Here is a 19,669-nt window from a genome sequence, read left to right on the forward strand (position 1 = left end):
CCATTCCCCATTCCCCATTCCCCATTCCCGCTTCCCCATCTAAGTACATCCATAATTGGTCCAGGGTTAAGGATACTGGTAGGATTGCGATAGGTTCAATTACAGGTGGATTGAGTTGGGATAGAGGTTGAGAGAAATCCTCTGTTGCTCTTCCTACCTCTAGTTTTGACATTCCCAGTTTTGACATAGACATCAGGTAGGGCAAAATCCGTCGTAGATTGACAACTCCCATCGGTTGTTGAGCTTCGTCCACAATCGCGATCGCATCACACCCTGATATGCGAAAAATCTCGATTACTGTAGCCAGACTTGTCGTCATAGCACATACTGGTACTGGCTCGACACATTCTTTTAAACTGGGAGTTGCCATTTATTCCAATACCTCAAGCTGAATTTCCAATGGAGCAACAGAGTCAGGAGAATGGCTGACTCTCACCCAACAACTACCCCATCAAGTCAATTATCACTCTCTAATGGCGGCCAAGAGTATATCTACTTATAATTATCGGATTGTTTAATTTAATGTTAAGTCTTTAAGCATATCTCTTCTCAGATTAGTGTGGTATTATGTAACAATATTTTAAGGTGGGGTCTTGTCGTGCCCCCGTTTAACTGATTTTAGTTCCGTCCGGTTGTCTGTTCAAGGTTTCACTCGTATTGCTTTGCATTCCCAACTCTCTATCTGTACCTTGGTTCGTTCTGACTCCCTCGCTCAGTCTTTGAGCCAGATTTTGGGGGGCGATCGCTATATTTTGCATATCACTCGCTCAGAGTCAGAATTTTTCGAGTTAATCAAACAACATAAGTATCATATTGATTGCTTATTATTGCAGGAGGGTTCCTCTCTGCTACCAGTAATCAATCGCTTGTACGAACAAGGAACACTCCTACCTGTTGTCATTTTGCCCAAGGAAAGAAAGAAAATCAATTATAGTGTTATCAGAACCAACCAACACGATCGGAACGAGAGGGATATTACAGAAGAGAGTCTAGAGGAGGACGATGATTTTTTGGGGGAGACGAATCACCTGTTTCATTCCGCAGAAGTCCGACTCGATACCATCCAATTATCCGAGATTGGTGGTTTTATCGACCAAGCAATTGCCAGATTTCTCTCCCTTTCTCCCACTTGCAGTTTAGCCAATCCTCCCACCACTACCCATCGGGAAGGAAATCTCACCAATCCGAGTTTTTTGACTGAGCAGCAGCGCCGATTATCTGAAAAACTTAAAGAGCGACTCGGATACTTAGGTGTGTACTATAAGAGAAATCCCCAGCTTTTTTTCCGCTACCTTACCGAAAAGGAGCGTCACAAACTCCTCGATAAATTAAAATTCGATTATCGACAGATTGTTTTAAAGTACTTTTCCCAAAGCGATACCCTGAATCAAGAAATTGATAATTTCGTTCATATCGCATTTTTTGCCGATATTTCCGTGTCTAGGATTGTAGAAATCCACATGGAATTAATGGAGGAGTTTTCCAAGCAGTTGAAACTGGAAGGGCGAAGTGAGGATATTCTGCTAGACTATCGATTGACCCTGATCGATGTTATAGCTCATTTAGGCGAAATGTATCGCCGTTCTATTCCTAGAGAGTTATAATACCTACTAGTAGCAAATTAGATTTAGTACGATCTAGATTTCAATTTTCTCTTGTATTTCACTTGCATAAGCTTGCTCACTATTAATGGCTAACCTATGAGTCCCCTGAAGAAAACGTATATTTTAAAGCTTTATGTCGCTGGGAACACTCCCCACTCCGTTACAGCATTGAAAACTCTAAAAACTATTTTAGAGCAGGAATTTCAAGGAGTTTACGCTCTCAAAGTGATTGATGTTCTTAAAAGTCCCCAGCTAGCGGAGGAAGATAAGATTCTTGCCACACCCACCCTAGCTAAAATATTGCCACCTCCCGTGCGGAAAATTATTGGAGATCTTTCAGATCGGGAAAAAGTCTTAATCGGCTTGGATCTTCTCTATGAAGAGCTTCGCGAAGAGGAAGATGATTTAGATATTTAGTTCATTTAGGGTCGCTATCGCATAAGATATATCTTTGGGAGATCTGATCGTAAGTTTCCTGTCTTTTAGTATTTTGTTTTTGAAAAACCGCAACAATGAGTAAAGTTAACCCAACTGAACCAAAACAAGACGAATTAGCAACGGTGGGAGTCCAGAAGATCCGGACGATGATTGAAGGGTTTGATGATATTAGCCATGGGGGTTTGCCCGTGGGTAGAACCACTGTAGTCAGCGGAACTTCTGGTACTGGCAAAACCTTGTTTGCGGTGCAGTTTCTCTACAATGGAATTACCTATTTTGACGATCCTGGAGTATTTGTCACCTTTGAAGAATCTCCCAATGATATCATCAAAAATTCATACAGTTTGGGGTGGAATTTACAACAGTTTATTAATGAAGGTAAGCTGTTTATTCTTGACGCATCACCCGATCCAGAGGGACAAGAAATTGTTGGGAATTTCGATCTATCTGCTCTAATTGAGCGGATTCAGTACGCCATTCGCAAATATAAAGCCAAGCGAGTTTCTATTGACTCCATTACCGCTATATTTCAACAATACGATGCGGCTTCAGTAGTTAGGCGAGAGATTTTTCGCCTGGTTGCCCGCCTGAAACAAATTGGCGTGACGACGGTAATGACGACGGAGCGAATTGAAGAATATGGACCAGTTGCTAGGTTTGGTGTTGAAGAGTTTGTCTCTGATAATGTAGTAATTATCCGGAACGTTTTAGAAGGGGAACGCCGCCGTCGCACTATCGAAATTCTCAAACTCCGGGGCACTACCCACATGAAGGGAGAATATCCGTTTACACTGACAAATCAGGGCTTTAATATCTTCCCATTAGGAGCGATGCAGCTAACCCAAAGATCTTCTAATGTTCGGGTATCTTCTGGTATCAAAACATTGGATGCTATGTGCGGGGGTGGATTTTTTAAAGATTCGATTATTCTGGCAACGGGTGCAACGGGTACTGGCAAAACTTTGTTGGTGAGCAAGTTTATTCAAGATGCTTGTTTGCAAGAGGATCGGGCTATTCTTTTTGCTTACGAAGAATCACGGGCACAGCTTACTCGTAATGGGTTATCCTGGGGTATTGATTTTGAGGAGATGGAAAGGAAGGGATTCCTCAAAATTCTTTGTTCCTATCCAGAATCTGCTGGATTGGAAGATCATCTCCAAATGATTCAATCAGAAATTGAGGTATTTAAACCATCTCGAATTGCGATTGATTCTCTTTCGGCTTTGGCGCGGGGAGTGACGAATAACGCTTTCCGTCAATTTGTGATTGGGGTAACGGGATACGCCAAACAGGAAGAAATTACTGGTTTTTTCACTAATACCACAGATCAATTTATGGGATCTAATTCAATTACAGATTCCCATATTTCTACGATTACAGATACGATTTTGATGCTGCAATATGTAGAAATTCGCGGTCAAATGTCGCGGGCAATTAACGTGTTTAAGATGCGAGGATCTTGGCACGATACGGGAATTCGTGAATATACGATTAGTGATGCGGGTGCAGACATTAAAGATTCTTTCCGCAATTATGAACGACTTATTAGTGGTTCTCCTAGTCGCGTGACGATTAATGAAAAAGATGAACTTTCTCGAATTGTTCAAGGGGTGCGGGATAAGTCTGAGGAATAGTTGTTTGTTGTTGGTTATTGGTTATTTGTTATTAGTCATTCCCCACTCCCTACTCCTGTTCGGACTTCGGTGAGATCAGACTTCGGCGAGCGCTCAGACTTCGGCGAGCGCTCAGTCGAGCCGTCGAGCCGTCGAGCTGTCGAACCGCTGACGCTCACGGCGGAAGCCTACTCCCCACTCCCCACTCCCCGTTGGTTGTTAGTTGACCGAAAAACGAGCCGCAGAGCAAATGGCTGTCTTCCACGGGGATAAGGCGGTGGCGACTTGAGTCGCCGTCAAATATTCAAGACCAATAAATAATAGTAATAAAACTTAATGTCAATAGATGGCTAAATATTATATATTGATTGGTTTCAATAAAAAATTTAATTCCGATCCCGATCCCGATCTTACATCTTCTGGTTAAACAATATATTCATCATCAAAAAAAAACGTCTGATGCTATTAGCTTATGTCTATAAACTCGACCCTTCTTCATCTCAAAAAAAAGAGCTGGAAGAGCAAGTTGAAATGTTACGGCTTCAATATAACTTTAGGATTCGAGAAAGACTTGACGCTTATCGACAAGTTACGTTTCCGGCGATGGGTGATTACTGTGATATTTATAGTCGCGCTGAATCCAGTCCACTAAGTTGTTCTGTTTCTAAAAATGCTCTTTATGGAAATCCTTGGACAAGAGATAAAAATGGTTTTTGGAAAAAGCGAAGTCCTTTGGCACAACAAGATGCTGATTTACCTAATCTCAAACGGGAACGTCCTTGGTATAAGCGGATTCAACACCATGTCTTACAACAAATGTTAAGACGAGTTGATGAGGGATTTCAAAGATTTTTTCAGGGGTTGAGTGCTATTCCTAAAACTAAACGTCGGGGACAATATCATTCCTTTAGTTATCCACCAGGAGATGTAAGATTTAAAGGAAATAAAGTTAGATTGCCAGGGGTTGGTTGGATGCGATTCTACCAATCTCGCTTAGTTCCCGACGGGTTTAAAGTTAAAACTGTTACAGTGCGGCGTAAGTCTGATGGTTGGTATGTTTCAGTCCGATTAGAAGATACGTTAGTTCCCAACATTCTCTCGCCATCTGAAGTTACTTCAGCGATTGGGGTAGATTTAGGTATTAAAAAAATTATCTCAATTAGCACGGGTGAAATTGTAGCTAATCCGAGATTTTATGCCCAACAAGAACGAAGGAGAAATATTAGAAGTCGTGCGGCTAATCGAAAAGTAAAAGGCTCTAAAAATCGCCGGAAGGCTTATAGATATCTGGCTAAACTCGAAAATAAAGTCGGGTTACAGCGTCAGGATTTCCAGTGGAAACTAGCACACAAATTAAACTCAGAAACTAAGTGCTGTATCATCTTTGAAGACTTAAATGTTAAGGGGATGATGAAACGTTGTCGCCCAAAAATTGACTCGACAACAGGGAAGTATTTAGAAAATGGACAATTAGCAAAAAGGGGGTTAAATAGAGCAATTTGGGATGCGTCTTGGGGTTCATTGAAAGAGAAAGTCAAAGTAATAGCTGCAAAGCTAGGCAATCTTTTTCATGAAATTAATCCCAAACATACATCTCAAGAGTGTTCTGCGTGTGGTTATATTAGTCCGACAAATAGAGACAAAGAAAAATTTCTTTGTGAGGATTGTGGTAATATAGCAGATGCCGATATAGATGCGGCTGTAGTTATTAGACAACGGGGACTGAAAGAATTAGGAATTGAATTAAAAATACGGGAGGTCATCCCGGAATTTACGCCCAAGGAATCTATCAAGATTAGTTCTGATAGGGAGCATCAACAGCAGTATGTTGAGCCTGGGAAGCCTCTGGAAATTAAGCAATTATTATTGTGAGATTTGTTAGAGAGCGTGGATTCTCAGCGATGAGGATCAGAATCCCCCGCATTCATGCGCGGGGTTCTTCAATGAGCTTATCGCTATAATAGAAGCGAATGCGCGATGAGGATGAGGCAGTCGTGAAACCAGAAATAAATCAGCGGGTTCAAGAATTGCGGGAACTCCTGCAACAAGCTAGCTATGCCTACTACATCCTAGATAATCCCACCATGGAGGATGCAGTATACGACCAACTTTATCGCGAATTGCAAGACTTAGAAACCCAATATCCAGAATTAGTCACTCCCGATAGCCCCACTCAGCGCGTAGGTGAAAAACCCGCAGCTCAATTTTCCTCAGTACAACATAATATTCCCCTCTATAGTTTAGAAAATGCCTTTAATATTGAGGAATTTGCTAAATGGCAAGAAAGATGGAAACGCCACATCCCAGAAAATTCAACATTATCTACCGAATATGTTTGTGAATTAAAGATAGATGGTTCCGCCTTAGCATTAACATATAAAAATGGTATTTTAGTAAGAGGAGTAACGCGAGGAGATGGTATCGCTGGTGAAGATATTACTCAGAATGTTCGTACAATTCGCTCAATTCCCTTGCGATTAAATACAGATAATCCCCCACCAATACTAGAAGTACGCGGTGAAGCATTTTTACCATTAGAAGTATTTGAACAACTTAATCGAGAAAGAGAAAAAGCAGGCGAGCAACTATTAGCTAATCCCAGAAATGCAGTAGCAGGAGCGTTGCGGCAACTAGATGCTAGACTTGTAGCCCAACGCCGTCTAGATTTCTTCGCCTATACCTTACATTTCAATAATCAAAATTCAGATATCACCACTCCCCACTCCAAAAAACCTACTCCCCATTCTCAATGGGAATCATTAGAATTATTGCAAAATTTGGGATTCCGAGTTAATCCCAATCGAAAAGTTTGCCCTTCTCTAGAAGCAGTCCGAGATTATTATAATAATTGGGATAAACAACGGCGAAGTTTGCCCTATATGACAGATGGAGTAGTAGTTAAACTAAATTCCATCAAATTACAAGAAGAATTAGGATTTACGCAGAAATTTCCTCGTTGGGCAATTGCCCTGAAATATCCCGCAGAAGAAGCACCCACTACTATTTTAGATATTACAGTGCAAGTGGGGCGCACAGGCGCATTAACCCCAGTTGCCGAATTAAAACCAGTCTCATTAGCAGGAACAACGGTATCAAGGGCTACTCTCCATAATAGCGATCGCATTCGTGAATTAGATCTCCATATTGGTGATACTGTAATTGTCCGAAAAGCAGGTGAAATTATCCCCGAAGTCGTGCGAGTTTTACCCCAACTTCGCCCTGCTAATGCTCAATCTTTTCAAATGCCAAGTCATTGCCCCGTCTGTACTTCTCCAGTAAAAAGAGAAGTAGGGGAAGCAGTAACTCGTTGTATTAATTCCTCATGCCCTGCTATTCTCAAAGGTTCATTAATTCACTGGGCTAATCGCGATGCCCTTGATATTAATGGTTTGGGAGAAAAGTTAATTGAACAACTTGTAGAGCGAAATTTAGTTAAATCAGTTGCAGATCTTTATATTTTAACCACTGAAAAACTGACATCACTAGAGCGGATGGGAAAAAAATCAGCAGATAAAATAGTAACTGCGATCGCATTATCCCAAAATCAACCTTGGTGGCGAGTACTCTACGGTTTAGGAATTCGTCACGTTGGTAGCGTAAATGCTCAAACCCTAACTCAACATTTTACCACAGTTGAACGGTTAAGTAGCGCCAAAATTACAGAAATTGAAGGTATTTACGGTATTGGGCCAGAAATTGCCCAATCAGTTTGGGATTGGTTCCAGGTTGAGGGCAATCAATCCCTAATTCAACGACTGCGAGAAGCGGGTTTACAACTAGCAGGGGAAGTTAAAACAAAGACTGAATCTGTTAATCAACCCTTAAGTGGGAAAACTTTTGTAATTACAGGTACATTGCCAACACTAAAGCGCGATGATGCCAAGGAATTAATTCAAAATGCTGGTGGAAAAGTGAGCAACTCTGTTAGTGCAAAAACTGATTATTTAGTAGTTGGGGAAGATGCGGGATCTAAGTTAGCTAAAGGCCAATCATTAGGTATTCAGCAACTGAGTGAAGATGAATTATTGGCATTGATTGGTTAAGAGTTTGTAGTAGGCGATTTATCGCCTTATCGCCTAAATATAGCAATTTTCAGGTATGTGAGGTACAGAGAAACCAGGTTTCTCAAAGAAACCTGGTTTCTTGAGTGGATATCAGCCCCAATCGGATCTACAATAAAATAAGGTATACTGATTTCTTTGGCAATGGAAGTTCTAAAACTGACGACGACGATTGATGAATCTGGATATCTCAGTCTTAATATCCCGACACAGTTAGCGGCTGGATTGGTAAATATTGTAGTTGTTTTGAATCCGGTTTCATCGGAGGTGAAGCAACATCCCAGGTATAATTTTTCTGATTTAGTAGGGCGATTAACTTGGCAGGGAGATGCGGTAGCTATTCAGAGGAGTTTACGGGATGAATGGTAATCGCTATATGTTGGAAAAATGACCTTTACTTTTAATCCAGAAACTTACGCCAAGTTACTGACTCAGTATCAACCTAAAGCGATTGAGACTGAGGAAGAAAATGAACGAGCAATAGCCCTAGCTGAAGAATTAGCACATCGACAGAATCGAACAGCGGAAGAATCGGCTTTGTTTAAACTATTAATTGCTCTGATCGAAAAGTATGAAGATGAGCAATATCCCATGGGTAATTCAACTCCACACTCAATGCTCCTCCATTTAATGGAAGCGCGAGGTTTGGAGGATGCTGATTTAATTGAGATTATTGGTTCAAGTGCAGTTACTGCGGAAATTTTTCAGGGAAGGCGAGAAATAAGTCTTGCAGAAGCTATGATTTTAGGAGAGTTTTTTCATGTCGATCCTAGGTTATTTATTTAACTTACTTGCTAAAGTTGGCGGAGTCGGAATTTCAATGGTATAGTTTTCCTCAGCACAAAGCTGACGCAATTGGGCAAAGGCATCTGCTAGGGAATCTTGGCGATATTGTTTTTGCCAAGCTAGGAATTCCTGAAAAGTTTTGGCTTCGACAACGGCGGCTACAAGTTGATTTTGGTTGTAAATTAGTTGCGGTTTGATGATAGCGGCACTAATTACTTCAGGGAATTTTTGCTGGGCTTGTTCAATTTTCCAGTTCATTGGGTTTGCTTTTAGTTTAATGTCATTGGTTGGTGGGGATTCGTAATTTAATATCTGGGATGTGTTTTGGGAGTATTGTTAGGAATGCTACTTGACAGGAATTGCGATCGCACTACAAGATCTGCAATCGCTCTCGCAAGTAAAGCAAGGAGATCGTACTGCTATACCTCACATAATTTACTCACGCATTTCCATTCTTCCTTTACGGCATCCGCTGTTTCATTACCCACCGCCCGATACGGCATCCGCTGTTTCATTACCCACTTTTCAAAATGCTACCAACAGAATTACTAATAAACCGCCAAAACGGTGAAGAGATTATCCCCAAGCGGTTACCAATAAATGAGAGAATGTCCGCGATCGCAATTCAGTTAATCGCCTCTTTCCAAGAGTCTGTAGGCAAAACCCAAGGGGAACTCGATCGCAAATTGTCAGATTTGGAAGGCGATAGTCCCGATTACCGCCTGAAACGGGGTTTAGCCCATATTCTCAAAAGCAGTTTCTCTACCTTTGAAATAGTAAGCCCTCTGGAACCAAAAGAATTACGACACCGAGTTTTTGCCCTAGCTGCGAAATCCATTCCCTGTCACGCCACTACTGAAACAACTCTAGAAACTCTCAGCACTCTCCTGAGTCAGGAGTTAAATCAAGAAGTATTATCTGCTCAAATTAAAGTCGGACTTTATGCGGATTTACCGGAAAATCGCATCCTCACTCAATTTGAAGATCCGGCACCAGAAGTATTGCTACATCGCTATAATTTATCTCAAGTCCAGGGCATTTTCTACAAAGCATCTGAGATGACACTCAATGCTCATCGAAATGTCCCTGGAGAATATAAACTATTATTTCGCTATTTAAAGTTATTTCAGCTAATGACGTATATAGAAGGAGACGCAGATCATGGTTTTACAATTACTGTGGATGGTCCCACAAGTCTGTTTAAACCGAGTACTCGATATGGATTAGCGATCGCAAAACTCATCCCTGCTCTCTTACATGTTACCAAATGGAGTCTCAAAGCCACTTTACAAATGCGAGATCCCTACACAGGAACTTATCAAACGGGGCGTTTTAGTCTCCAAGACAATTGCGGTTTAGTTACTCACTATCCTCCTGGCAAACCTTACGATAGCATGTTGGAGGAATCCTTTGCCAAGCGCTGGGAGTCATTAAAAACTGACTGGATACTAGAGCGAGAAGTTAACCTAATCCCTATTCCTGGTAGCGTGATGATTCCCGATTTTCGCCTCATCCATCCTGACGGCAGGGATTATTTATTAGAAATCGTTGGTTACTGGCGGCCTGAATATTTGCAAAAGAAATTTGCTCAGGTGCGACGTGCGGAATGCGACAATCTGATCTTAGCAATTTCAGAGCGATTAAATTTAGAAAAGGCAGGGGTGAAAGTAGATAATCTCCCGGCTAAAGTTATTTGGTTTAAGGATAAGATTTCGCCCAAAGCGGTGTTGGAGGTTTTAGAGTAATTAGGCTGTTGTGCTTAATTAAGTTAAAGCTATCGCCGCACCATCTTGGTTTGGCAAGTTTCTCAGATAGTCTCTTCTTTTTGCCCAAATACCTCGCAAGTATTCAATGATAGACTTGGCATAATTAAATTTTTTGCACTCTTGTCTAATCCATTAAGCTAAGGCTTGGTTTAACCCACCGCGATTTAATGATGTAGAAAAAGGCAGACGTGACAAGCTGAGTGCCGATGATGTCGAGGCATTGAGGATAGTTTTAGAGCCGATTAATCCTGCCACTCAGGAAGTATTTTCGTTTCAAGAGCTTTTTGAAATTTGTTTAACACGAGAGATTCTCGTGGATAAAATTAACTGATTTAAGATATGAATTTATTCTAATATTGTTAGGAATTACTCTTGTATACTTCTAAAAGTTATGAGTTATGAGTTCTAAATTTTCAATTAAAACTCAAAACTCAAAACTCTCTTCCCCTATTCCCCATTTAGCAAATCACATGCCCATAATTTCATAACCAGCATCGACATACAAAACTTGACCTGTAATACCACTGGCTAAATCGCTGCACAAGAATGCGGCTGTATTCCCCACTTCTAGCTGAGTCACCGTGCGCCGGAGGGGGGCTACTTGTTCGACATGGTGAATCATATCCAGAATCCCGCCAACCGCTGAAGATGCTAAAGTACGGATTGGACCTGCGGATATAGCATTCACTCGAATATTTTGCGGTCCCAATTCTGCTGCCAGATAACGGACACTCATTTCCAATGCTGCCTTAGCAATGCCCATGACATTGTAATTGGGGATTACTTTCACACCCCCCAGATAACTGAGAGTGACAATACTCCCCCCTTCCTTCATCAAGGGTTTAGCTGCTGCTGCGAGTCGATTGAGAGAGTAGCTGCTAACTTCCAACGCCGTGTTAAAGCCTTGCCGGGTAGTTGCGCTAAACTCGCCTGACAAATCCTCCTTATTGGCAAAAGCAAGGCAATGAATCAGGATATCGAGTTTATCCCACTGAGATGCGATCGCCTCGAAAGCAGCATCAATTTGCTCATCGTCTTGGACATTACAGGGCAAAAATATACTAGGTTGGAGGGGTTCCACCAATTCTCGTACTTTCTTCTCGAAACGCCCTTTGTCATCTGGCAGATAGGTGATGCCCAAAGAAGCACCAGCTTGGTGGAGTTGTTGGGCAATCCCCCAGGCAATGGAGCGATTGTTGGCAATCCCAGTGACCAGAGCCTTTTTTCCTGTCAAATTCAGCATGATATCCTATCGTCAACTAGCCTATTGATACTTCGCTTACAATACCAGCTTATAGTTACCGCTAGTCTCTGAGTGGTATTCGGAAAGGAATGGAAGCCTTTGAGTTTATTCCGTTTGAGGATGGTTTATATGCCTATAAAGCATATATGATAAGAATGTCGCTGGACTCAGGACAAAATTAGCCCTTCAATCAATTATGTATCAGATTATACAAAAAAACATCTGAGACTTATATTAAGTATTCAATAATACAGTCACGAATTTGGTATTAGGTAGGTTCGTAAACAACTCACCGCTAATTCCTAACAGGAATATCGCAAGGGATGGGTGAATAAAAACTCTAGTTTACCAGACTCAGGTAGTGATACCAAGGTTGATCGGCAATTTAATGACACCAACTCAACAAGCCTTTGGCGAAAAAGCAATGGATAGGGTTCTAACGCAAAATAGACCACTAGCAGCAGTATTCCGGCAAATGAGCGGAGGCTCGTTTCCTCCGGTAGTTGAAAATTTTGAGCGGGGTAAAACGATTTTTTTCCCTGGAGATCCCGCAGAAAGGGTCTACTTTTTGCTCAAAGGTGCTGTAAAACTCTCTAGAGTTTACGAGGCGGGGGAAGAAATCACTGTAGCGCTGTTACGAGAAAATAGTGTTTTTGGTGTCCTCTCCTTGATTACAGGAAACCGCTCGGATCGGTTTTACCACGCGGTTGCTTTTACAGGTGTGGAACTCCTCTCCGCGCCAATTGACCACGTTGAGCAAGCATTGAAGGAAGATTCAGAGCTATCAATGTTGATGTTGCGGGGGCTTTCATCTCGGATATTGCAAACGGAAATGATGATTGAGACATTAGCGCACCGGGATATGGGATCGCGCTTAGTCAGTTTTTTACTGATTCTGTGCCGAGACTTTGGCGTACCCACTACTGATGGTATCACGATCGATCTGAAGCTTTCCCATCAGGCGATCGCAGAAGCCATCGGCTCAACCCGCGTCACTGTCACCCGTTTACTAGGGGACTTGCGTACTGACAAAATGATCTCAATTCACAAGAAAAAAATTACTGTTCACAACCCGGTGGTTTTGAGTCAGCAGTTTACCTAATTTGTTATTTGTCTTTGGTTGTTGGTTATTGGTATTTGCTCATTCCCTTAATTTATTTATGGGAATTTATCGGATCTATAACGAAATATGGGTAGAGTTTGTATTTGTTTGTCAGATAAAATATGGACTAAGATAAAACAGAAACTCGCCAGCGACAAGTCATTTTATGCGTAATTTTCCAACAAACTCGTTTCAGCAATCTGTCAGTAATGTAGTCCATAATCACAGGTTTGAGGGTAAATAGAGTTAAGTTTTTTCCCCTTAGTGTAGATGTCACCTTTTCTAGGAGAAATCGCCTTTCTAAAGAGGTTAAAGCCTCCAGTAAATCAGCGAGAGATACCTGTCGGACAAAATCTGCTCGCAACTCGGAAAATGTCATAGGTTCCCGATCAATTGCTAACCAATACATTGGAATTCATCAATGGGTGATGAATTATTACTTATTCTGATTGCCGATGACTTATTATCTAACTCTTTGGCTTTTCGCTTTAAGACTAAATGAAGATTACTTTTAGTTACCTTTTCGCCGAAGGCTTGGGAAAGTAATTGCCATAGATGGGAACCAGTCTGTTTCACATAACCTACCTCATAACCAGAGGTTTTTGCGATCGCATAATAAGATTGTTCTTCCCAAGCTTGGCGAAATACCATAACTTGCAGCTTGTTTAAATGTTCTTCTCTTAATGTTCTCTCCACAATCGCTAGTGCTTCTTCTGGAGAAGCCACAGGAGGCAAACCACTTGTCATCGGCTTTATCTACGTGGGTGCTAAAGATGACTATGGCTACAATCAAGCCCATGCAGAAGGGGCAGCAGGTATTGCGAAAATCCCTGGTGTGAAAATTGTCGAACAAGCCAGTGTGCCGGAAACCACAGAAGTCCAAGAAGCAATGCGGAGTATGATCGAGCAGGATGGGGCAGAAGCAGAAGCTGCTAACAGTATGGCAGATCCCCTAATGTTAACTTCTCTATCTCTATATTATCCCGGTGTTTGGAATGAAAGTATATCGAGTGGGCAGGGATTAATGGCTGTTGCACTAGTTATTTTTGCCCGGTGGGAACCAATGCAATGTCTCTATGCTTCCCTACTATTTGGTGGAGCGCCTGGGGCTTTAGGATCTAGTAATTAGTTTTTGTACGGAATGGGGAAGAGATTTTTTCCAAGTAATTAATGGTTCGTAGTAAGCACTTTAGTGCTTGTAAGTACAATACTCTTAGGCACTAAAGTGCCTACTACAAACAAGAGCAACATCACCTGAATTGATATAACAAATGGCAGAAACTTTAGATTTAGCTGTAAATGGAACCTTGATGCGAGGATTGGAATTAAATGGGAATTTATTATCAGTTGGAGCAACATTTGTGCGAGAAACAAAAACAGAATCTGCTTATCGACTTTGGTCAATTAATGACCGCTATCCGGCAATGATTCGAGTTAGAGAAGGGGGAAATGCGATCGCAGTTGAAGTTTGGCGGGTTCCTGTTGCGAGTCTGGGCACAATTTTATTGCAAGAGCCTCCGGGATTATGTATTGGCAAAGTTTACCTGATTGATGGTGAAATAGTTTTAGGAGTTTTAGGAGAACCAATTTCTTGTGAAAATCAGGAAGAAATTACTCAATATGGTGGTTGGCGTGGCTATCAAGAGGTAAGGGGTGATTCATGAGTGTTGGTAGAATAGGTTTGTAGGGAAACACGAAGACACTAAGACACGAAGAAGAAGATGAATTGTCTTCTAGGAGACAGCGAGTAATCTGTTGGGATATATATATTTATGGAGGTTAAATATGGGACGTTTTGTTGATGCTGAACCTTATCCTTATCCTTATAATGGCGATTTGCGTCCAGAAAATACGGTGTTGCTGATTATTGATATGCAAACTGATTTCTGTGGCATTGGTGGTTATGTTGATAAAATGGGTTACGATTTATCTTTAACTCGCGCTCCAATTAAGCCAATTCGTCAAGTTTTAACAGTCTCGCGAGAGGAAGGATTTCATGTGATTCACACTCGTGAAGGGCATCGACCAGATTTATCTGATTTACCAGAAAATAAGCAATGGAGATCCCGTCAAATTGGTGCAGGTATTGGCGATCCTGGTCCTTGTGGTAAGATTTTAGTACGAGGTGAACCTGGTTGGGAAATTATTCCGGAATTAGCACCTATTCCCGGAGAAACTATTATTGATAAGCCAGGAAAAGGGTCATTCTATGCTACGGATTTAGACTTAATCTTGCAACGTAAAGGTATTCAAAATATTATCCTCACTGGTGTGACTACTGATGTTTGTGTTCATACCACAATGCGAGATGCAAATGATCGAGGTTATGAATGTTTGCTCCTATCTGATTGTACTGCTGCAACTGATTACGGTAACTATCTGGCTGCAATCAAAATGATCAAAATGCAAGGTGGTGTGTTTGGTACTGTTGCTGATTCAGCAGCATTTATTCAAGCTATCCAAGGATAGAAGTCAAAATGTATTACTTTTAACCAGGTGTGAGGAATGATGATGAACGATGCAATTAGATGGCAGGTTTGGGCTACTACGCCAGTAACTTTCTTGATGTCTTTATTAGTTTCTAATGGAGTAGTAAATACCCTTCCAGCATACGCTTCTAGTATTACTGAGGCTCAATCTACAGAAGAGATAACTACTTCAACAACATTGCCAGAAAATCATGTTGAATCTTCTCCTAATTTGCCAATATTGGATAATCTTACCTCAGTAGCAGATCTCTCTTCTACTGGAGGAGAAATAGATTCCAATCAGTCTATTTCACAAGTCACAAATGTGACACAATTAAGGGATGTTTCACCTGGAGATTGGGCATTTGAAGCATTGCGATCCCTAGTTGAACGCTACGGCTGTATTGCAGGCTATCCAGATGGCAATTATCGCGGCAATCGGGCAATGACTCGTTATGAATTTGCTGCTGGTTTAAACTCCTGTTTGCAACAAATTGAGCGGATTATTCAAACAGGTGATAAAGGAACAGTATCTAGCCCAGATTTATCAACATTGCAACGACTAATCGATGAATTTAAAACAGAATTAGCCAGTTTAGGTTCCCAAGTAGATAAGCTAGAAGGGCGTGTTGCTTTTCTGGAAGATCGTCAGTTTTCCACCACAACTAAGCTGAGTGGTTTAGTGTGGATGAATATCACTAGCGCTAGTGCTAACGATGATGTCAGAGTCGAGGCAATTAGTGCCGCCTCTCCTGATGTCAGATTTGCTGGAAGAGGTACAGATGGTAAACCACTGGTACAAAAGGCAGATAACCCGAATATTACCATGAGTACTCTGACTTTTTTGACTTTAAATACCTCCTTCACAGGTAAAGATTTATTGGTAACTCAGTTAGCAGCGGGAAATGGTTTATCTCCAGCCAATCAGTTTGCTTCAGCCGGACTTTTTAATAGCTTTGGTACTCCATTTCTAGATCAAACTGCTGGACCGAATAATGGAGCCACTGAAGTAGTTATCCGGGATTTATTCTACCAATTTCCTGTGGGCGATCGCGTTAAATTAGTTGTTGGTCCCCGTGTGAATTGGCATCGTTTCTTTGATGACAATTCCTTTACTTTCTTCTTAACAGGTGGGAGTAGTTTTAATTCCAATGGCACTACCGTTTACGATCCAATCGATCGAGGTTCTGGGGTAGTTGCCTTAGTCAATCTTGGTGAAAAGCTTCAACTAAATATGGGCTATCTGGGTGAAAATAATGAATTTTTACCTTCTGCTTTTGGCTTTAATACTTCATCTAACCCAAGCAAAGGTTTATTTAGCGGCACTAACGTTATTACTGCTGAATTAACTTACAAACCAACCCCAAGAGCAAATATCAGACTTAGCTACTCTCATATCACTCTCGATAACAATGGCGGCGTAGTTAGTGGAGAACCGATTTATGGAGTAGCAGATGATGGTTTTGGCGGTCGAATTAAGCCTGCTGATGTTAATGCTTTTGGAGTTAATTTTGATTGGTTAATTTCTTCTAAAATTGGTATTTTTGGGCGTTATGGTTATGCCACGACAGATATCGATCCATCCACACCTGGTATATCCGGAGGTAATATTAACTCCCAATCTATTCAGTTTGGATTAGGCTTTCGTGACTTGGGTAAAGAAGGGGCATTAGCTACCGTATCATTTTTAGTCCCTTTTGATATCTTAAAAGGTCGTAAATTTCTGGTAGCTGGTGGTGGCGATGGTGGCACGCAATATGAAGTTGAAGCCACATATTACTACCCCCTCACCAATAATATTGCGATCGTTCCCGCCTTTTACTTAATCGGTAATCCCAATAACTTTGATAGCAATCCCACAATTTATGTGGGGAACCTACGCGCTCAATTTAGTTTCTAAACTGATAACTTGCACCATTCTCAATTACCAGTTTTACCCCTGCCCCAACCCCTGCCCTGAAAGGAGAGGGGAGTCAGATTTCATCCTCCCCCTTCCCTTCAAGGGAAGGGGGCTGGGGGGTTAGGTTTTTCGACTTCTAACCCCTTGCCAGTGTTAGCTTTAATTGTGCCTATCTGCTTAACGCCAATTAATTACCAGAAACCACCAGGAAAACACTATCCTATTACTAATAGTATCTGGATAGACTTAGGATAGGTAATGACTAGCGCTTACATCCTGATTGTGGCAGTTTTAGTGATGGGGGGAGTACTCGCCACCTTGGGGGATCGCATTGGTACTCGTGTGGGGAAGGCGCGGCTGAGTTTATTTAAGCTTCGCCCCCGCAACACAGCCACAGTCGTAACTATTATCACCGGGAGCCTGATTTCTGCATCGACGCTGGGAATTTTGTTTGGCTTAAGCGAGTCACTTCGAGATGGGGTATTTAAACTGGATGATATTCTCAAAAAACTCAGACAAGCGCGCGGCGAGATTGAAATGGTTAACCAGCAGAAAACTCAGGGAGAGAAGGAGTTAGCCACTGCTAGATCTCAACAAGCCCAAGTTGAGCAGCGTCTGAATCAAACAAATCGCAGTTTCCAGCAGGCACAAACTCAACTTAAAAAAGTGTCCAATCAAGCTAGCATACTGCGCAAAGAAATTCAAGCCCTTTTAGGAGAAAGACAGAAGTTAATTGGGGAAAAAAATAAACTAAGTAAGGAAAAAACTCAAGCACTTCAGGAGAAAGCCCAAGCACTTCAGGAGAAAGCCCAAATCCTTCAGGAAAAAGACAAAGCACTTCAAGAAAAAGCTCAAGCACTTCAAGAAAAAGACAAAGCACTTCAAGAAAAAGATCGAGTCATCGCCGACATTAGTAAACGGGAAACTTTCCTCAAAACAGAAATTCAGTCACTTTTAGGGGAACGCCAAAGACTAATCCAAGAGCAGAATCAACTAATTCAGGATAAAGATCTAGTTATTGCCAAAATACAAGAACAGGAGATCGTTCTAAAAGATGCGATCGCACAACGAGAAAATCGCCTCCAAGAAATTGAAGTACAACTGGCACAAAAAGAAACTCAAATTGCCGAAAGAGACCAACAACGCCAAGAATTAGAAAAACAATTTGCTTTTTTACAACAGCAAGTAGATGTCCTCGAACAATACTACCAGGATTATCAAGATCTCCGCCAGGGTAGCGTTGCTCTTCTGCGCGGTCAAGTGCTATCTTTTAGAGTAGTTCGCGTTGTCGAGCCAAAAGTCGCTTCTGCGGCATTGGATCAATTATTGCGGGAGGCAAATCGCACCGCGATTAATATTATTCGACCTAGTAATAGCGATCCCGATGAGCCATTAGTGCAAATTACTGAAAACCAAGCTAATCAGTTTATCAATCAAATTAAGGATGGTCAAGACTATGTTGTGAGGCTCCTCTCTGCGGGGAACTATGTAATGGGGGAAAAACAAATACAAGTCTTTGCTGATGCAGTTCCCAATCAAGTGGTTTTTAAATCGGGTGATGTCCTTTCTTCTGTTGCAATCGATGCCTCAACCATGACTGATGCCGAAATCCAACAGCGACTGGATCAGTTACTGACAGTTTCTCAGTTTCGCGCCCGTCGTGCTGGTATTTTAGGTAAAATCCAAATAGGAGATGGTAACGCAACTCCTCTTATCCGTTTCATTGAGCAGGTAAAAAAGTCTAATCAACCCCTAGATGTGACAACTGTGGCTAGTCAGGAAACATATACAGCCGGACCGTTAGAAATTAAGTTAGTAGCGATTAAAAATGGACAGGTTATTTTTAGTAATTAAATGGTTGAAAGTAAAATGATATTAGGATTCGATCCGGGAAAGGATAAATGTGGTGTGGCAGTGATGGGAAAGGAAGAGGAAATCCTATACCATCAAGTTGTGATGTCAGAAAATGCGATCGCAACACTTCAAAGCTTATGTCAAAAATTCCCCATTGACACCCTTGTCATGGGGAATCAGACTACTGCCAAAAGCTGGAAAAAGAAAATCGAGGGTGGCTTATCCCCATCAATACCAATTATTTTGGTAAATGAACGCTATTCTACTTTAGAAGCACGCGATCGCTATTGGCAAATGTATCCTCCCCAAGGATTGCAACGCCTCATCCCCCAAGGAATGCGCCAACCTCCTCGCCCCATTGATGATATTGTCGCTATCTTATTAATCGAACGTTATTTGGGGAATAGCGAATAGGGAGTGGGGAGTGGGGAATAGAAGAATTAGCAATTAGCAATTAGCAATTAGCAATTAGCAATTCAAAACGCTTAAAGTTCTGCCCTAATTGTGAAATCATAGTCTCCTCCAGGTTCCAGTTGATAATCGCACCTTTCTAAAAATCGACCCAGTGGTTCCTGAATCAAAGCACGCCCTAGAGAAGGTTTGACAGACAATTCACCCTTGCGGAAACACCATTGAAACCGCCACTCATACTCTGCTGCATGGACTTCACCTTCAATTTTGCCCTGTTGCCAAGAGTGCCGTGTAATCCGCACGTAGGCAGTAGTTTCTGGCAGATTATTAGAACTCACGATTAAAACAATTGACTAGGTTGATAATAAATAATTATTAATCCAAGAAGAGAGAAGAGGGAGGAAGTAGCAGGGAGCAGGGAGC

General features: G+C 41.6%; 22 protein-coding genes. 15 read left to right on the forward strand and 7 right to left on the reverse strand.

Annotation, left to right across the window (positions count from 1 at the left end; translation table 11 throughout):
* On the reverse strand, positions 1 to 370 hold a 370-nt coding region (locus NJ959_RS10310; protein ID WP_254011663.1), incomplete at its 3' end, for a CBS domain-containing protein.
* A gap of 223 nt (positions 371 to 593) precedes the next feature.
* Here NJ959_RS10310 and NJ959_RS10315 point away from each other — a divergent pair.
* The 7 genes from NJ959_RS10315 to NJ959_RS10345 all read left to right on the forward strand — a co-directional run bounded on the left by NJ959_RS10315 (position 594) and on the right by NJ959_RS10345 (position 8,502).
* Positions 594 to 1,604: a circadian clock protein KaiA gene (locus NJ959_RS10315; protein WP_309242594.1), complete on the forward strand. Its 1,011-nt coding sequence runs from the start codon at positions 594 to 596 to the stop codon at positions 1,602 to 1,604.
* A gap of 96 nt (positions 1,605 to 1,700) precedes the next feature.
* Positions 1,701 to 2,021, forward strand: a complete 321-nt coding sequence (gene kaiB / locus NJ959_RS10320) for a circadian clock protein KaiB (protein WP_254011664.1) — start codon at positions 1,701 to 1,703, stop codon at positions 2,019 to 2,021.
* 95 nt (positions 2,022 to 2,116) lie between these two features.
* Positions 2,117 to 3,676 carry a circadian clock protein KaiC gene (gene kaiC, locus NJ959_RS10325; RefSeq protein ID WP_254011665.1) on the forward strand — a complete coding sequence of 520 codons (1,560 nt, stop codon included), beginning with the start codon at positions 2,117 to 2,119 and terminating at the stop codon, positions 3,674 to 3,676.
* Positions 3,677 to 4,114: 438 nt separating this feature from the next.
* Positions 4,115 to 5,527, forward strand: coding sequence for an RNA-guided endonuclease InsQ/TnpB family protein (locus NJ959_RS10330; RefSeq protein WP_254011666.1), 1,413 nt, complete (start codon positions 4,115 to 4,117; stop codon positions 5,525 to 5,527).
* Positions 5,528 to 5,625: 98 nt separating this feature from the next.
* Positions 5,626 to 7,698 carry an NAD-dependent DNA ligase LigA gene (gene ligA, locus NJ959_RS10335; RefSeq protein ID WP_254011667.1) on the forward strand — a complete coding sequence of 691 codons (2,073 nt, stop codon included), beginning with the start codon at positions 5,626 to 5,628 and terminating at the stop codon, positions 7,696 to 7,698.
* A gap of 162 nt (positions 7,699 to 7,860) precedes the next feature.
* Positions 7,861 to 8,085, forward strand: coding sequence for a hypothetical protein (locus NJ959_RS10340; RefSeq protein ID WP_254011668.1), 225 nt, complete (start codon positions 7,861 to 7,863; stop codon positions 8,083 to 8,085).
* Between the two features lie 18 nt (positions 8,086 to 8,103).
* Positions 8,104 to 8,502 (forward strand): helix-turn-helix domain-containing protein, encoded by a 399-nt coding sequence (locus NJ959_RS10345; protein ID WP_254011669.1) that lies wholly within the window; start codon positions 8,104 to 8,106, stop codon positions 8,500 to 8,502.
* Here NJ959_RS10345 and NJ959_RS10350 read toward each other — a convergent pair.
* Positions 8,491 to 8,760 (reverse strand): prevent-host-death protein, encoded by a 270-nt coding sequence (locus NJ959_RS10350; protein WP_254011670.1) that lies wholly within the window; start codon positions 8,758 to 8,760, stop codon positions 8,491 to 8,493. The genes NJ959_RS10345 and NJ959_RS10350 overlap by 12 nt on opposite strands.
* A 272-nt stretch (positions 8,761 to 9,032) precedes the next feature.
* On the opposite strand from NJ959_RS10350, the gene NJ959_RS10355 reads away from it, so the two are divergent.
* Positions 9,033 to 10,247 (forward strand): DUF790 family protein, encoded by a 1,215-nt coding sequence (locus NJ959_RS10355; RefSeq protein ID WP_254011671.1) that lies wholly within the window; start codon positions 9,033 to 9,035, stop codon positions 10,245 to 10,247.
* A 153-nt stretch (positions 10,248 to 10,400) separates the two neighbouring features.
* Here NJ959_RS10355 and NJ959_RS30135 read toward each other — a convergent pair whose 3' ends face one another.
* Both NJ959_RS30135 and fabI read right to left on the reverse strand, forming a co-directional pair.
* Entirely contained in the window at positions 10,401 to 10,523 is a 123-nt protein-coding gene (locus NJ959_RS30135; protein WP_256529024.1) for a hypothetical protein, read from the reverse strand.
* A 211-nt stretch (positions 10,524 to 10,734) separates the two neighbouring features.
* The gene (gene fabI, locus NJ959_RS10360) at positions 10,735 to 11,511 is read right to left on the reverse strand and encodes an enoyl-ACP reductase FabI (protein WP_254011672.1); all 777 of its coding nucleotides are present in this window, start codon (positions 11,509 to 11,511) and stop codon (positions 10,735 to 10,737) included.
* 424 nt (positions 11,512 to 11,935) lie between these two features.
* On the opposite strand from fabI, the gene ntcA reads away from it, so the two are divergent.
* On the forward strand, positions 11,936 to 12,613 hold the full coding sequence (gene ntcA, locus NJ959_RS10365) for a global nitrogen regulator NtcA (protein ID WP_254011682.1): 678 nt from the start codon (positions 11,936 to 11,938) through the stop codon (positions 12,611 to 12,613).
* 127 nt (positions 12,614 to 12,740) lie between these two features.
* On the opposite strand, the gene NJ959_RS10370 is transcribed toward ntcA, so the two are convergent.
* Together NJ959_RS10370 and NJ959_RS10375 are read right to left on the reverse strand one after the other, a co-directional pair.
* Entirely contained in the window at positions 12,741 to 12,992 is a 252-nt protein-coding gene (locus tag NJ959_RS10370; RefSeq protein WP_254011673.1) for a hypothetical protein, read from the reverse strand.
* A gap of 17 nt (positions 12,993 to 13,009) precedes the next feature.
* Complete coding sequence (locus NJ959_RS10375; RefSeq protein WP_254011674.1) at positions 13,010 to 13,360, reverse strand: helix-turn-helix domain-containing protein; 351 nt, start codon at positions 13,358 to 13,360, stop codon at positions 13,010 to 13,012.
* Positions 13,361 to 13,373: 13 nt separating this feature from the next.
* Here NJ959_RS10375 and NJ959_RS10380 point away from each other — a divergent pair, with 13 nt between their 5' ends.
* The 6 genes from NJ959_RS10380 to NJ959_RS10405 all read left to right on the forward strand — a co-directional run bounded on the left by NJ959_RS10380 (position 13,374) and on the right by NJ959_RS10405 (position 19,249).
* Complete coding sequence (locus NJ959_RS10380) at positions 13,374 to 13,742, forward strand: hypothetical protein (protein ID WP_254011675.1); 369 nt, start codon at positions 13,374 to 13,376, stop codon at positions 13,740 to 13,742.
* A gap of 142 nt (positions 13,743 to 13,884) precedes the next feature.
* Positions 13,885 to 14,277, forward strand: a complete 393-nt coding sequence (locus NJ959_RS10385; protein ID WP_254011676.1) for an allophanate hydrolase-related protein — start codon at positions 13,885 to 13,887, stop codon at positions 14,275 to 14,277.
* 121 nt (positions 14,278 to 14,398) lie between these two features.
* Positions 14,399 to 15,082, forward strand: a complete 684-nt coding sequence (gene biuH, locus NJ959_RS10390) for a biuret amidohydrolase (protein WP_254011677.1) — start codon at positions 14,399 to 14,401, stop codon at positions 15,080 to 15,082.
* Positions 15,083 to 15,121: 39 nt separating this feature from the next.
* Entirely contained in the window at positions 15,122 to 16,981 is a 1,860-nt protein-coding gene (locus NJ959_RS10395; protein WP_444881954.1) for an iron uptake porin, read from the forward strand.
* A 258-nt stretch (positions 16,982 to 17,239) separates the two neighbouring features.
* Complete coding sequence (locus tag NJ959_RS10400) at positions 17,240 to 18,835, forward strand: DUF3084 family protein (protein WP_254011679.1); 1,596 nt, start codon at positions 17,240 to 17,242, stop codon at positions 18,833 to 18,835.
* Positions 18,836 to 18,850: 15 nt separating this feature from the next.
* On the forward strand, positions 18,851 to 19,249 hold the full coding sequence (locus tag NJ959_RS10405; protein WP_254011683.1) for a pre-16S rRNA-processing nuclease YqgF: 399 nt from the start codon (positions 18,851 to 18,853) through the stop codon (positions 19,247 to 19,249).
* Between the two features lie 71 nt (positions 19,250 to 19,320).
* Here the strand turns inward: NJ959_RS10405 and NJ959_RS10410 are convergent, their stop codons facing one another.
* A complete protein-coding gene (locus tag NJ959_RS10410) occupies positions 19,321 to 19,584 on the reverse strand; it encodes a DUF3146 family protein (protein WP_254011680.1) in 264 nt (87 codons plus the stop codon).
* Between the last annotated feature and the right edge of the window lie 85 nt (positions 19,585 to 19,669).

The organism is Limnofasciculus baicalensis BBK-W-15, assembly GCF_024178385.1.
Classification (GTDB): Bacteria; Cyanobacteriota; Cyanobacteriia; order Cyanobacteriales; family Coleofasciculaceae; genus Limnofasciculus; species Limnofasciculus baicalensis.

What these genes read in the sequence shown, in the direction of transcription:
- kaiB (WP_254011664.1), top strand. Translation starts at nt 1,701, where the DNA reads ATGAGTCCCCTGAAGAAAACGTATATTTTAAAGCTTTATGTCGCTGGG.
- kaiC (WP_254011665.1), top strand. Translation starts at nt 2,117, where the DNA reads ATGAGTAAAGTTAACCCAACTGAACCAAAACAAGACGAATTAGCAACG.
- NJ959_RS10330 (WP_254011666.1), top strand. Translation starts at nt 4,115, where the DNA reads ATGCTATTAGCTTATGTCTATAAACTCGACCCTTCTTCATCTCAAAAA.
- ligA (WP_254011667.1), top strand. Translation starts at nt 5,626, where the DNA reads ATGCGCGATGAGGATGAGGCAGTCGTGAAACCAGAAATAAATCAGCGG.
- NJ959_RS10340 (WP_254011668.1), top strand. Translation starts at nt 7,861, where the DNA reads ATGGAAGTTCTAAAACTGACGACGACGATTGATGAATCTGGATATCTC.
- NJ959_RS10345 (WP_254011669.1), top strand. Translation starts at nt 8,104, where the DNA reads ATGACCTTTACTTTTAATCCAGAAACTTACGCCAAGTTACTGACTCAG.
- NJ959_RS10350 (WP_254011670.1), bottom strand. Translation starts at nt 8,760, where the DNA reads ATGAACTGGAAAATTGAACAAGCCCAGCAAAAATTCCCTGAAGTAATT.
- NJ959_RS10355 (WP_254011671.1), top strand. Translation starts at nt 9,033, where the DNA reads ATGCTACCAACAGAATTACTAATAAACCGCCAAAACGGTGAAGAGATT.
- fabI (WP_254011672.1), bottom strand. Translation starts at nt 11,511, where the DNA reads ATGCTGAATTTGACAGGAAAAAAGGCTCTGGTCACTGGGATTGCCAAC.
- ntcA (WP_254011682.1), top strand. Translation starts at nt 11,936, where the DNA reads ATGGATAGGGTTCTAACGCAAAATAGACCACTAGCAGCAGTATTCCGG.
- NJ959_RS10370 (WP_254011673.1), bottom strand. Translation starts at nt 12,992, where the DNA reads ATGACATTTTCCGAGTTGCGAGCAGATTTTGTCCGACAGGTATCTCTC.
- NJ959_RS10375 (WP_254011674.1), bottom strand. Translation starts at nt 13,360, where the DNA reads ATGACAAGTGGTTTGCCTCCTGTGGCTTCTCCAGAAGAAGCACTAGCG.
- NJ959_RS10385 (WP_254011676.1), top strand. Translation starts at nt 13,885, where the DNA reads ATGGCAGAAACTTTAGATTTAGCTGTAAATGGAACCTTGATGCGAGGA.
- biuH (WP_254011677.1), top strand. Translation starts at nt 14,399, where the DNA reads ATGGGACGTTTTGTTGATGCTGAACCTTATCCTTATCCTTATAATGGC.
- NJ959_RS10395 (WP_444881954.1), top strand. Translation starts at nt 15,122, where the DNA reads ATGATGAACGATGCAATTAGATGGCAGGTTTGGGCTACTACGCCAGTA.
- NJ959_RS10400 (WP_254011679.1), top strand. Translation starts at nt 17,240, where the DNA reads ATGACTAGCGCTTACATCCTGATTGTGGCAGTTTTAGTGATGGGGGGA.
- NJ959_RS10405 (WP_254011683.1), top strand. Translation starts at nt 18,851, where the DNA reads ATGATATTAGGATTCGATCCGGGAAAGGATAAATGTGGTGTGGCAGTG.